The organism is Sphingobacterium alimentarium (assembly GCF_004342685.1).
GTDB classification, from domain to species: Bacteria; Bacteroidota; Bacteroidia; order Sphingobacteriales; family Sphingobacteriaceae; genus Sphingobacterium; species Sphingobacterium alimentarium.
In genome coordinates this window covers 1-13,837 of sequence record NZ_SMBZ01000030.1, presented here as the reverse complement: position 1 = coordinate 13,837, position 13,837 = coordinate 1, and the positions used below count along the sequence as shown (strand labels likewise).

Here is a 13,837-nt window from a genome sequence, read left to right as displayed (position 1 = left end):
ACTAGATTATGAATTACTCGAAAACCAATAATTTGTTGGGCTGGATGTGCGGAATTATCGCAACGCTATTATATATCTATACGGCCGATCGTTATAACAGTTGGTGGGATACAGGTGAATTTGTGGCATCAGCTTACAAACTGCAAGTCGTGCATCAGCCTGGAGCACCATTGTTTCTGATGATTCAAAATCTATTTTCAAACCTGGCGCTTGGCGATAAGAGTCAGATTGCCTATTGGATGAATATTGGTTCGGCTGTATGCAGTGGCCTCACGATTACGTTTTTATTTTGGACTATTACTGCGTTAGCGCGAAAAGTTACCATATCCGAAAGCAATTCGCTTCCCTTGAATAATCTGAAAATTTTCGGCGCAGGCGTTGTAGGGGCGTTGTCCTATGCTTTTACGGACACATTTTGGTTTTCAGCGGTTGAAAGTGAAGTATATGCGATGTCATCCCTATGTACGGCGTTGGTATTTTGGCTTATCCTGAAATGGGAAGCCAGAGCTGAACAAGAAGATGCCAATAAATGGATGTTGGTAATTGCTTTTGTTATGGGATTATCCATAGGGGTACACTTGTTGAATCTATTAACAATTCCTGCTTTGGCGTTGGTAATATATTTTAAGAAAGCGAAACAGATTCAAATAAAAGGGATATTACAGACACTTGGTGTTGGGATAGGCGTTTTGGCCTTTGTGCTATGGGGCGTAATTCAATATGGAGTAAAGTCGGCAGCTTATTTTGATCTGTTCTTTGTCAATAATTTAGGTCTCAGCTTTGGGACTGGTATTGCTTTCTTTGTCCTGCTCGTGGCCGGACTTTTGGTTTATGGAATATTTTATTCTATTCAGAGAAAGAAAGCAGTATTGCAATTATCTATGTTGTCGCTTTGTTTTGTGCTGTTTGGATTCAGTTCATACAGCATGTTGCTGATTCGTTCACAAACGAATATCTCTTTAAATAATGGTTCGCCGGATGATGCGTTTAGTTTTCTTGGCTACTTGAGCAGAGAGCAGTATGGATCCGAACCACTCATCAAAGGCCCAGTTTATACCTCCAAGGCTACAGGCGTAGAAGAAAGTACAACTTATCGTAAGGATGCCGAGAAATATACCGCTATCAATGGTCGTGGGGAATATACTTACGATAAGGAAATGTTATTTCCTCGATTATGGAGTGCAGACAAGGCGCACTTCTATACCTATTATACCGGATTGCAGGAGGGAGAGGATCCCAGCATGTGGGACAATTTAAAATTCTTTTGGAACTATCAAATTAACCACATGTATGTGCGTTATTTTATGTGGAATTTTGCTGGAAGACAAAATGACGAACCTAGCCATGGAAGTGTCCTCAACGGAAATTGGCTTTCTGGTATCTCGGCTTTAGATCAAGTTCGGATCGGTGAAGAAAGCTTATCAAATACGCATCAAAATCCTTCGCGCAATGTATATTATTTTTTACCTCTGCTGTTGGGTATTGCTGGATTGGTATGGCACTATAAGCGGAGTAAACGTGATGCTTTTATCGTGGGATTATTATTCTTCTTTACGGGTTTGGCTATTGTAATTTATTTGAATCAGACCCCTATGCAGCCGCGTGAACGTGATTACGCTTATGCAGGTTCGTTTTACATGTACAGCATATGGATAGGGTTAGGTGTTATAGCATTCATGGATCTCGTCGGTCGATTTTTTACACACAAAGTTGTCGTAATAGCTACGGGTATAACCGCTTTTGTGCTCGTGCCGGGGCTTTTACTGCATCAAAATTTTGATGATCATGATCGTTCAGCGCGTACATGGACTAGAGATATGGCCTACAATTACTTGGTGTCGTGTGAACCGAATGCCATCATGTTTACGTATGCCGATAATGATACATTCCCATTGTGGTATCTGCAGGAAGTCGAAGGCATCCGCACGGATGTCCGTATTGTCAATTTGAGTTATCTACAATCGGATTGGTACGTCAATCAGACGATGAAGGATATCAATGCGGCTCCGAAGGCCCCTATAAATATTGATCTCTCCAAAATAAAGAGCGGAATTCGGGATGTGATATACTATTATGATATGCAGGTGGAAGGCTATACAGATGTGGATACGCTATTGAAAATCATGCTTTCGGATGATAAAAGCAATCAGGTTCAATTTTCAGATGGAGCTTACGTCAATATTCTTCCAACCAAAAATATGGCACTGCCAGTAGATAAGGATTCTGTGATTAGAAATCGTGCCGTGCCTGTTTCTTGGCAGAATGATATTGCAGACGCGCTACGCTGGACATATAATAAATCCTATGTCACCAAAGCAGAATTAAGCATGCTTTCCATCATATTAAATAACAATTGGAAGCGTCCTATTTACTTTGCCAATATGCTTGGAAAAGAGAATTTTCTAGGACTAGACAAATATTTGGTTAATGAAGGTCTTCTGTATCAATTAATGCCTATCGAAAAGGGGCAACCGGAGGAAACGATATCTTTAGTAAATACAGATACAATATATCGTAATATCAAAACTAAATATGCCTTTGGCAATATTTCTCAGATGAAGCATTTTGAGGTGGACTACCGTCGTTTTGTGCAGAGTTATTTGTTTGATAATACAATCAATGTCGCGCTAGACACGTTGCTTGCAGAAGAGAGGCTAGGAGAAGCTAAAGAGATTGCGCTATTGGCCGAAAAGCATATGCCTCAACACATAGTCGATATCAATCATGTATATTCTAATGCGACTGTGGGGGATACTTTACTCAAAGTAGGAGAAAAGGGAGTTGCTGAGAAAATAGTAACCCGTAATATTGATTATATCAACAACCATTTAGATTATTTGGTGAGAAAAGGAAATCGACTTACAGCTTTTGATCAGATGGATATGCAGACTACGGTAGATTCTTTTAATCGGTATAGAGAGATTGCATTTGCTTTAGATAATAAGCAGCTGATGGCACAAATAAAGCGAATGGATGATAGATATTTTAAAAATTAACATACAAAACAAAAGGAGGTTAACGACCTCCTTTTGTTTTGTATGTTTTATCCTTTTTTGACTTCTTTAGCCCAAGAATCTTTTAATGTTACTGTCCTGTTGAATACCAAATGTTCGGATGTAGACTTGGTATCCAAGTTGAAGTATCCAAGACGGATAAATTGGTAGCCTTTTCCTGGAATTGCATTCGCTAGATCTGGCTCAATATAGGCTTTAGGAATTACCGTTAAGCTATTTGGGTTCAAAGAAGCTTTGAAATCCTCTTCTGCTGCGGGATTTTCAACTTGAAAAAGCCTATCGTACAAACGCACCTCTGCTTCTTTGGCATGTGCTGTCGAAACCCAGTGAATTGTACCTTTTACTTTCAGCCCTGACGTATCTTCTCCAGATTTGGAATTCGGAATATAGTTACAGTGTACCTCCGTTACGTTGCCATTTTCATCTTTTTTGAAATCGTGACATTCGACGATGTACCCATGTTTCAATCGTACAGAAAGCCCAGGTCCTAGACGGAAGAACTTCTTAGGTGCATCTTCCATGAAGTCATCACGCTCGATCCACAATTCTTTAGTGAAAGGGATAATACGAGAACCCTCGCCACCTTCTACTTCTGGATTGTTTTCGCCTACTAATTCTTCGACCTTTCCATCGGGATAGTTGGTGATGATGAGTTTGATAGGGTCCAATACGGCCATTCTGCGCCAAGCGGTCTTGTTCAGATCCTCACGGATACAGAATTCCAATAGGCTGACATCAATCATGTTTTCACGTTTTTGGATACCTATACGATCACAGAAATTGCGAATACTTGCTGGCGTATAACCGCGGCGACGAAGTCCTGAGATCGTTGGCATACGTGGATCATCCCAGCTTTCTACATGTCCCTCATTCACCAATTGTAATAATTTACGCTTACTCATTACCGTATACGTCATGTTAAGACGCGCAAATTCGTATTGTTTAGAAGGGAAAATTTCCAATTGCTCAATCAACCAATCGTACAATGCACGGTGAGGAATAAACTCTAACGTACATACGGAATGGGTAATTTTCTCAATAGAATCTGATTGTCCATGTGCGAAATCGTACATCGGATAGATGCACCATTTGTCGCCTGTACGGTGGTGATGTGCATGTTTGATGCGATAGATAATCGGATCGCGCATGTGCATATTGGGGTTGGCTAAGTCAATTTTAGCACGCAATACTTTTTCACCGTCTTGGTATTTACCATCACGCATTTCTTGGAAAAGTTGTAAGTTCTCTTCCACCGAACGGCTGCGGTTAGGTGTAGGCACGCCTGGTTCAGTTGGTGTACCCTTAGCTGCTGCAATCTCCTCCGCAGTACTGTCATCTACATATGCTAAGCCATTTTTGATGAGCTTTACCGCATATTCATATAATGTTTCGAAATAATCCGAGGTGTATAATTCTTGTGCCCACTGGAAGCCCAACCATTGAATATCGTTTTTGATACTTTCTACATACTCTGTGTCTTCAGTCACAGGGTTTGTGTCATCAAAACGAAGGTTTGTCTTGCCGTTGTATTTTTGTGCCAATCCGAAGTTAAGACAGATGGATTTGGCATGGCCAATGTGAAGATAGCCATTAGGCTCAGGAGGAAATCGAGTCAATACGCGACCGTCATGCTTCCCTGATCGAAGATCTTCTTCGATGATTTCTTCAATAAAATTTAATGATTTTTCTTCCTCTATCATAAGGCAAAGTTACTTATATATTGCTAAATATAGGATGCTTAGCTCAAAATAAATGGTAGGTTAGCCTAATAAATGTAAATTGTTTTTAAATTTAGATATGAAAATTTTGCATTACGCGCGCTATGGGGTATTCTTACTATTATCCCTTCCCTTATTTCTGTCTGCTAAAACGCCAAAGCCTAAAATTTTGATTTATGGCAGTACGTTAGAGGCGTATGTAGCTGCTGTGCAATCCGCTGCTTCGGGTGTGCCTACACTATGGGTCAATCCGCAGGGATACTCTTTTCAAGAGGATCGTTTTCGAATTCAGGAAGCTCTATCCACTACCGTGCTAGACGGGGGTGTGGTATATCAATTTGTCGATAAGAAAAGTTTAGCCCAAGACTCCATACCAGGAGTACGCCAGAATGGAAAGCGAGAAGCTTACAATGTTCTCTCTCCAGACAATCTCCTCTTAACGTCATTATCTAATGAAGATGTGGTAAAGATCGTGCGTGGCAAAACGTGGAAAGTAACGCTGTCCAATAGGAAAAGCTATGACTTTCTTTCTGTACTCGATGCAAGCCTCTCCCAGGATCTTCTGCGTAAAACTTCACTCGGTAACCTTCCTGCATTAAAATCTACTCCGGCCAAAGACCTTACTTTAGCCGCTTCGAGGGCAACTGTCTTATTAGGTGAAAAAAATAAAGAAATTTATACTTATACGCTGACGGATTTGTTTACACAAAAGGATAATTTCTTTGTATTGGATGCTCTTGCGCGCGAAGCGGAAACCAATAAGGCGTTCCAGATAGCATATGGCCAAATAATGGGCGCAATTGTAAGCTATTGTGCATTTTTCAAAACCACAGTCGATAAAATTGATTTACGCACTTTGCAAAATGAATTGTTGACGTTCCGAAGCCGTCTATTACCTGCACAAGATGTTAGTTTTAAGGATCAAAATTTCATGTCCTTACAACGGATGTATCTTGCAGGAATTCTACCACTTCATAAGAAAGATGAGCAGCTGATTTTTGAGGGAGATGACTCCGTTCGTGTTGCCGATATCCGTCCTGTCATTAATCAATTCTTTACTCGGGCACAGCTGTGGTTTGTGGACAATAATCCCGAATTTATGACTGTGGCAGATGCTTTGAATCTAATTAAATATACCGCTTTTCGTGGGGAAGAACTCGACGTGGAGGTCAAAAGATTGTGGAATATGGAATTAACCTTCAAGGGTGATTATAATCCCTCAAAGGTTATCTCTCGTTATGAATTCGCTGTATTGTTTGATATATACGCTGCTCCTTTTGTGAAGAAAGTGAGTCAGGATGGACAAACGATTTCTCGTTAGTCCGTTACGTTTAATAAACGATCTCTTAGCAATAGACAAGCTCCATAGGAAGCCAAATTGTCACTTTTGGAAGAAAGTATAATTTTTGTGTCTCTATTTACGGAGGATAGCGAGTATTTATTCACTGCATTTTTTAGTGGTAGACTCAGATATTCTTCACACTTGGCTACGACACCACCTATGATAATTAGCTCGGGATTGAAAATGTTTATGAGTGAAGCGATGCCGCGACCCAGTTTATCACCGATGTAATTGATGGATTCAATGCATAGATTGTCATCCTTTTTAGCTGCACTGATAATGTCATTCAATTTAATATCTTCGGTTTTTTTGAATTTCTTAGTCAGAATACTTGTTGCGCCATTATTGATTTCATCGGTCACGCGGCGTATCAAAGCGTATCCCGAAGCTTCTGTTTCCAGACAGCCTTTCTTCCCGCATTTACAGATTATATCGTTGTCGAAGATAGAAATATGTCCAAATTCTCCCGAAAACCCCGATTTACCATAGTATAACTTGCCATCGATTAAGATCCCTAACCCTATACCGTTGTCTACATTTACAAATAGGGCATCCTTTTCGTCGGCCAAAGTGCCGCTATTGAATTCGGCATAAGAAAGGGCTTTCGTATCATTCTCCAAAAATGTTGGGATACCTAGGTTCTGTTCGAATAATTCGGAAAGTGGATTCTCATAAAAATTAAAATAGCTATACGAATAGCCTGTTCGGTAGTTGATCCTTCCGGTCAAGTTAATGCCTACCCCGAGGATTTTTTCCTTCACGATACTATGTTTGCTGATGAATTCGTTGATTTCTTTGCAAATATCCAGTAAAGACTCTTCATTGTTTTGAAGACTATAAAGGATGTTGTCTTTCTGCGAAACGATGTCCTTTTTCATGTTGATCATCGAAATGCTTAAATTATCAACACCGACTTGCACGCCTATGAAATAAGCTGCATTCGCTACCAAGCCATAGGTGTTGGGTTTGCGCCCAACAGCGGAGGTAGTCTTGCCATAGTCTTTTACCAGCTCATCTTGAATGAGCTCCGTTACACTTTCGTTGATTTTTGGAATACTTATATTGAACTCTTTGCTTAATTCCGCAATAGTCGCTGTTTCTCGCGTGGCAAAATAAGCTAGTATTTTCTTTTTCAGCCGAATATTCTTGTAGGCGACTCCATTTTTGTTCGCCTCGTGAATATGCTTAAAAAAATTGGATGTCATATTAATTGTTATCTAAGTCCATAAATAGCAAATATATCTGCTATTTTTGATGTGTTAATAAATAAATTTATTATTATCTGTAATTTACTCAATTTAACTATAAATGTATTTTTCTCTGTAAGAGAAAATCTAACTTCTTAAACTTGTCTAATAATTAATATTGTTTTTTTTGTAGAATAAATTTCATATAGATTTGTAGATGCTTATGAAAGATTTTCTAGAAGGAATACGCTAAAAATAAAAGTATAAAATCCTTTATATCACAAAAGCCACATGAATGTGGCTTTTGTATTATTTTGTATTCAAATTCGTCATGGTAAGACCGATTCCAATGGTCACGAAAGAATGTACCATCTTTACGGCGTGTTCAATATGTGCGGGTAGATCTTTTTGTTCCTCTTTATCAAATGGTCCTAATACGTAATCCACTTGTCTTCCTTTTGGGAAATTGTCACCAATACCGAATCGTAGTCTAGGGTAATTCTGTCCTCCGCACAAGGCCTCAATGGATTTCAAACCATTGTGTCCTGCGGCAGATCCTTTTGGCTTGATACGCAAAGATCCAAAAGGGATTGCCAGATCATCGACTACTACAAGCACATTGTCTATAGGAACCTTTAATTGCTGCATCCAATAGTTTACGGCTTTGCCGCTCAAATTCATATAGGTCGTCGGTTTGATGACGTATACATTATGATTACGGATTTTGAATTCGGTATAATAGGCATGCTTTTGCAAAGACCAGGATGTGCCCGCCTGATTGGCTAATTCATCCGCCACCATAAAACCTATATTATGTCTTGTGTCTGCATATTCGCGTCCAATATTGCCCAGACCTACAATCAAAAAATTCATGTTACAAAGGTAAAAAATGATTTCATATGGCACGAAAAAAGGGCATCGATATTTCGATGCCCTTTAGATTGCGGTAAAGCAAAATTATTTTTTCTTAGTACCTTTAGCAGCTTTAGCAGCTTCTTGCTCCGCTTGACGTAATGCACGTGACATGATTACAGATACGATAGTATCGTCAGCGTTGTTTAATACTTTTGCGTTGTCTAATACTACTTGACTTACGCGGAATGATTTACCTACTTCTAATGATTCCATAGGTACTTCAATCTCTTGAGGCATATTAGCAGGAAGAGCTTTGATGCGTAATTTACGTAATTTTTGAACTAATTTACCACCCATCTTAACACCTGGAGATGTTCCAGTTAATTTGATAGGAATGTTCATTGATACTTCTTTATCATCAGATAATTCTAAGAAGTCTATGTGTCTAACTAAGTCAGTTAGAGGGTGGAATTGAGCGTCTTGAACGATAGCTTTTACAGTTTTTCCTTCTAAGTTTAATTCTACGAATACTACTTCAGGAGTGTAAAGAACTTGTTTCAAATCAGCTGCGGATACAGAAAGGTGAGTTTGAGTAGCACCTCCATAAAGAACTGCAGGCACTTGACCTTCGTAACGCAATTCTTTTGCATCTCTTTTCCCTACGTTCTGTCTTACAGAACCGCTAATAGCAATTGATTTCATATTAAAAATATATAAATTTTGAGGTGCAAAAATAGCGAAATTTTCTGAATAAAAAAATAAACAATCGATTTTGTGAAAAGTGAAAAGATTGTTACGCAGATATAAAAAGATTAATTCTTATATTTAACACCTGCGTCCATAGCATGCAACTTAAACTTAGAATATTAAACCTTACAACACAATTTAATATATTATGGAAAAACAACACTCTTCAAGACGTGATTTTATCAAGAAATCATTGATTGGAGCCGCAGCCTTTACTATCGTACCGCGATTTGTTTTGGGCAAGGGTTACTTGGCCCCATCTGACCATCTGACAAAAGGTGTAATTGGTGTAGGTGCCATGGGACGAGGACATTTTAATTATGCAGGTACAAAAACAGTAGCTATATGTGATGTAGATTCTAGGCATTTAGCTCTTGCGCAGAATGCGCTCGGAGGCGGCGTGAAGCAATATCATGATTTTAGGGATTTGATTCAAGATCAAAATGTGGATATTGTGCATATTGCTACTCCTCCACATTGGCACGGTCTGATGGCTCTAGAAGCAGCGCGCTCAGGTAAAGATATCTGGTGTGAAAAACCGATGACACGTACCATCGGCGAGGGTAAAAAGGTCAAAGAAGCTATTGCTCAACACGGCAATATTTTCAGATTAAATACATGGTTTAGATTTGATGCTAACTTTTATGGAATGAATGTTCCTGTAAAGAAAATCAAAAAAGTAGTCGATACAGGAATGCTAGGCTGGCCTTTGAAGGTCACCATCAGTAAGCATACGGGATTTGACTGGAAATTCTACTGGGTAGGAAAGGAGCAGCTTCCAGTGGAGCAAGTGCCTAAAGAATTGGATTACGACATGTGGTTGGGTCCTGCACCTCATAAGCCATACAGCACACACCGTGTACATACCACATTCCGTGGATATTGGGATTATGATGGTGGCGGCCTCGGTGATATGGGACAGCATTACTTAGACCCTGTGCAGTATTTCCTAGGTAAGGACAATGAAAGTCCCGTGAAAATTGAGGTAGACGCTCCACAACAGCACTCAGATGCAGTAGGTACATGGCGTAAAATTACCTACACCTATGCGGACGGCTGTCAAATCATATTAGATGGCGAAGGTACAGAGGTGGGCAAAGCGTATATAGAAGGTCCAAAAGGTAAATTATATAGAGGGTTCAAATCCGATATTCCGGATTTGGAACGCAAATTAGCTCAATATCCGGATCCAGCACCTCAGCTTACAGATTTTGTAGAAGCCGTGCGTACACGTCAGAAATTTGCTCTGAATGAGGAGAATGGATATTATTCTTGTACGTTGGTAAATTTAGGTTTAGCTGCCTTAAGACTTAATAGAACATTGCATTTTGATTCTGCTAAGCAAGAATTTGTCAATGACGAAGCTGCAAATCGTTTAATTAATCAACCTATGAGAGGTCCTTGGACTATGTAATCTGCCCTACCAATGAAAAAGATTTTTAATACCATATCAATACTATTGCTGTTACAGACAGCATCATACGCGCAACAACCTGCGGGGCGTACTGCCGAAACCAAAATCGCCGATGTGCTGGCTCAGCAACCTGCAGCAGAGATGGATAAATTTCTACTGGCAATGGGTGAGCTGGAGAATTTCAGTTCGGAGGACGTGGCTCAATTGTTGTCCAAACTGCGTCCTGCAGGCAATGACAATTCTCCTATAGAATACGCTACGAACTCTTATGCATTATATGTCATGCAGCCAGGTAAAGAAGCTGCACGCGAGAAATATGCACAAGGACTTTTGTTGGCCTTAGATAAATTGTCTGATAAAGATAATAAAGGATACGTACTCGAGTTGTTGAAATTCTGCGCGAAAAACGAAGCAATATCAAAGGTTTCTTCCTATTTGTCAGACGAATATTTAGCAGAAAAGGCAGCACGTGTATTAAGTGCTATACACACGAATGAGTCCTCGGCGGCGCTGAACAAGGCGCTATCAGCTAATGTAACCGAAAAAACAGCGACAGCGATTATTGGTGCATTGGGCGAAGTTCGCAATACGGACGCTGAAGACCGTATCTTGGAATTGTTGAAAAACTATGACTCCGATAATTTCCAGTATAACGCGTACGCTGCATTGAGCAAGTTGGGTACTGCCAAATCATATGATATTCTATATGCGAAAGCAAAGGCAAATAATCTGGAATTTGACAGAACCAATGTTTCTGCTTTACTATTGGAATACGCGAATAATTTGGCGAATAATGGTGATGCCAAATTAGCTTCGTCTATCGCTTCTAGGGTGTATGCCGAAGCTTCTACAGAGAAGGCTTTGGGTGCGAAAATAGCGTCTCTAGAATTGTTAGCAAGACTTGACCCGAAGAAACAACGTAAAAACTTAATGTCGCTGTCGACAGGTAAAGATCCGATCTTGCGTAATGTTGCGTTGGGCTTACTTAGTACAGATGTATCTGCTTCCGAGATGAAGAAAATAACATCTTCTCTAGTGAAATTGGATGCAGAGGGACAGGAAAGCGTATTGAACTTTTTGAAAACAAATGATGCGACAGCATCCATAAAAGCGATCGAAAAAGGTCTTCCAAAAATCAAAGGCGAAGAAGCTCGAATAGCGTCCTATTACACCCTATCTGCTTTGAGCAAAGGGAATAATGCATCTTTTGTCATCAGCCAGATTCCGACAGCTTCGGAAAAAGAATTGAATGTGCTTAAGACCTTATTGTTGACTGCCGCTGATGCACAAACTATAGATGTAGTAAATAGTTCATTGGCATCCGCTGATGAGAAAACACAAATTGCTCTTTTAGATGTATTAGCTAAACGTTCAAATGCTAATTCTTCTGCTGAAATTATAAAATTAATCAAAAGCGCTAATGGCAACGTACGTACAGCAGCATTCGCAGCCTTACCAAGTGTGGTTAAGGATAGTGATTTCAATACTGTGATTGAATTATTGGACAAAGCTAATAATCAAGAAATAGCGTTGGCACAGCGTGCAGCAGTAGTTGCCCTACAGAATAATCCAGAAAAGGAAAATATAGTAAAGCGACTATCCGCGAATATTTCGCGTTCGATGGCTCCATCGGCGGCGCGTTATTTTCCGATTTTTGCTGGCGAAGGTAGTGCCGAAGCATTGCAAACGGTTAAGAATTATCTTCCTGCAGGCAATCCCTTACGTGCAGAGGCGATAGCTTCTTTAGCGAGCTGGTCGAATACTTCCTCTCTGGATGCGTTGACAACTTTGTTGCGTACGGAAAAAGATCCGACTTTGTTTAATGTCGTTTTCGATGGATTTATTAGACAATTGAGTGCTAGTAAAGTCAATACCGACCAAAAGACAATCTTGCTTAAAGACGCTTTCGAATACGCACAGACAACAAGACAGAAGAACACAGCCTTATCTAACCTTAAGTCTACAGGTACTTATATGGCCTTGGTATTTGCGAGCAAATACTTAACACATCCTGAACTCAAAGGTGCGGCTACCGATGTGGTAATGAATATCGCCACAGACAATCCTTCGTATGTGGGTGCAGATGTACGTGATTGGTTAGAAGCAGCAATGAAGAATCTGGAAGGTAGCGAAAGCTCGTATCTTCGTGAGGCTATTGTACGTCATTTAGCGGAAATGCCAAAAGGAGAAGGCTACGTCGCATTATTCAATGGTAAAGATTTGACAGGCTGGAAAGGATTGGTAGAAAATCCGATTAAGCGTGCGCAAATGAGTGCTAAGGAGTTAGCAGCTAAACAAGTTGAGGCAGACAAAAAGATGCGCGACAGCTGGCGAGCAGAAAATGGTGTTTTAGTGTTTAACGGACACGGCGACAATATCGCTACGGTAAAACAATACGGTGATTTTGAATTGTTGCTCGACTGGAAATTAGACAAAAATGGTAAAGAACCTGATGCAGGCGTATATTTGAGAGGTACTCCGCAAGTTCAAATGTGGGATATTTCACGTACAAATGTAGGTGCTCAGGTAGGTTCTGGAGGATTGTATAACAATCAAAAAAATGAGTCTAAACCTTTAAAAGTTGCCGATAATCCTCTTGGTGAATGGAATAACATGAAAATCAAGATGGTTGGAGAAAAAGTTTGGGTTTGGTTGAATGGTGAATTGGTTGTTGATAATGTGACTTTAGAGAACTTTTGGGATCGCAATCAATCTATTTTCCCAATGGAGCAAATCGAATTGCAAGCGCATGGTTCACAAGTGTGGTACCGCGATATTTATCTGAAGGAACTTCCGCGTAAGGTCACTTATACCTTGTCTGAGCAGGAGAAAAAAGAAGGATTCGATATGTTATTTGATGGTACGAATCTAGACAAATGGACTTCTTCTTCGGCTTATGAGATCACAGAAGAAGGTGTTTTGAGAGCAAATCCCGACGCTAAGTTTGGTAAAAATATCTATACCAAGGAGCAGTACGGTGATTTTGTGTATCGATTTGAATTCAAATTGACTCCTGGCGCAAATAATGGTGTGGGTATACGTACGCCTATGGAAGGTGATGCAGCATACTTGGGTCATGAAATCCAAATATTGGATGATGATGCAGATGTATATAAGAATCTAAAACCTTATCAATACCATGGGTCTGTATATGGAATTATTGCTGCCAAGCGAGGCGCTTTAAAACCAATGGGCGAATGGAATGAGCAAGAGATCCGCGTGCAAGGTTCTAAAATCAAAGTCACATTGAATGGCAAAGTAATCGTTGACGGCGACATCAAAGAAGCTGCTAAAAACGGTACTGCGGATAACAAACAGCATCCAGGTTTGAATCAAACGAAGGGGCATATTGGTTTCCTTGGACATGGTACAGAAGTATTCTTTAGAAATATTAGGGTTAAGACTTTGTAATTAGCCGGAATTTCTAATCATTATACGAAGAAGGATGAGCAATTTGCTCATCCTTTTTGTTTGTGTGCCCAGCATGTGCAATAACTCTAGGGTGTAAGTCCCGAACACGCCTTTACAGTGGGAAGTGTTAGCTTAGGACAAGGGTGTCC

The 13,837-nt window shown here is 40.0% G+C and carries 8 protein-coding genes; 4 read left to right on the top strand and 4 right to left on the bottom strand.

Translation table 11 applies throughout. From position 1 onward, the window contains the following. Nucleotides 1-8: 8 nt before the first annotated feature. Nucleotides 9-2,996: a protein O-mannosyl-transferase family gene (locus tag EDC17_RS11150; protein ID WP_132778152.1), complete on the top strand. Its 2,988-nt coding sequence runs from the start codon at nt 9-11 to the stop codon at nt 2,994-2,996. A 47-nt stretch (nt 2,997-3,043) separates the two neighbouring features. Here the strand turns inward: EDC17_RS11150 and EDC17_RS11145 are convergent, their stop codons facing one another. After that, nucleotides 3,044-4,714: a glutamine--tRNA ligase/YqeY domain fusion protein gene (locus tag EDC17_RS11145; protein WP_132778151.1), complete on the bottom strand. Its 1,671-nt coding sequence runs from the start codon at nt 4,712-4,714 to the stop codon at nt 3,044-3,046. Nucleotides 4,715-4,811: 97 nt separating this feature from the next. Here EDC17_RS11145 and EDC17_RS11140 point away from each other — a divergent pair, with 97 nt between their 5' ends. Continuing rightward, nucleotides 4,812-6,053 (top strand): hypothetical protein, encoded by a 1,242-nt coding sequence (locus EDC17_RS11140; protein WP_132778150.1) that lies wholly within the window; start codon nt 4,812-4,814, stop codon nt 6,051-6,053. Here EDC17_RS11140 and EDC17_RS11135 read toward each other — a convergent pair. From EDC17_RS11135 to EDC17_RS11125, 3 genes are all read right to left on the bottom strand, one after another. Further along, entirely contained in the window at nt 6,050-7,279 is a 1,230-nt protein-coding gene (locus EDC17_RS11135; protein ID WP_132778149.1) for an ROK family transcriptional regulator, read from the bottom strand. The genes EDC17_RS11140 and EDC17_RS11135 overlap by 4 nt on opposite strands. A 291-nt stretch (nt 7,280-7,570) precedes the next feature. Continuing rightward, the gene (gene pth, locus EDC17_RS11130) at nt 7,571-8,134 is read right to left on the bottom strand and encodes an aminoacyl-tRNA hydrolase (RefSeq protein WP_132778148.1); all 564 of its coding nucleotides are present in this window, start codon (nt 8,132-8,134) and stop codon (nt 7,571-7,573) included. A gap of 84 nt (nt 8,135-8,218) precedes the next feature. Then, entirely contained in the window at nt 8,219-8,818 is a 600-nt protein-coding gene (locus tag EDC17_RS11125; protein ID WP_132778147.1) for a 50S ribosomal protein L25/general stress protein Ctc, read from the bottom strand. A 193-nt stretch (nt 8,819-9,011) separates the two neighbouring features. Between EDC17_RS11125 and EDC17_RS11120 the strand changes: the two genes are divergently transcribed. Together EDC17_RS11120 and EDC17_RS11115 are read left to right on the top strand one after the other, a co-directional pair. Further along, a complete protein-coding gene (locus EDC17_RS11120; RefSeq protein ID WP_132778146.1) occupies nt 9,012-10,277 on the top strand; it encodes a Gfo/Idh/MocA family oxidoreductase in 1,266 nt (421 codons plus the stop codon). 12 nt (nt 10,278-10,289) lie between these two features. After that, entirely contained in the window at nt 10,290-13,688 is a 3,399-nt protein-coding gene (locus EDC17_RS11115; protein ID WP_132778145.1) for a DUF1080 domain-containing protein, read from the top strand. Nucleotides 13,689-13,837 lie beyond the last annotated feature (149 nt).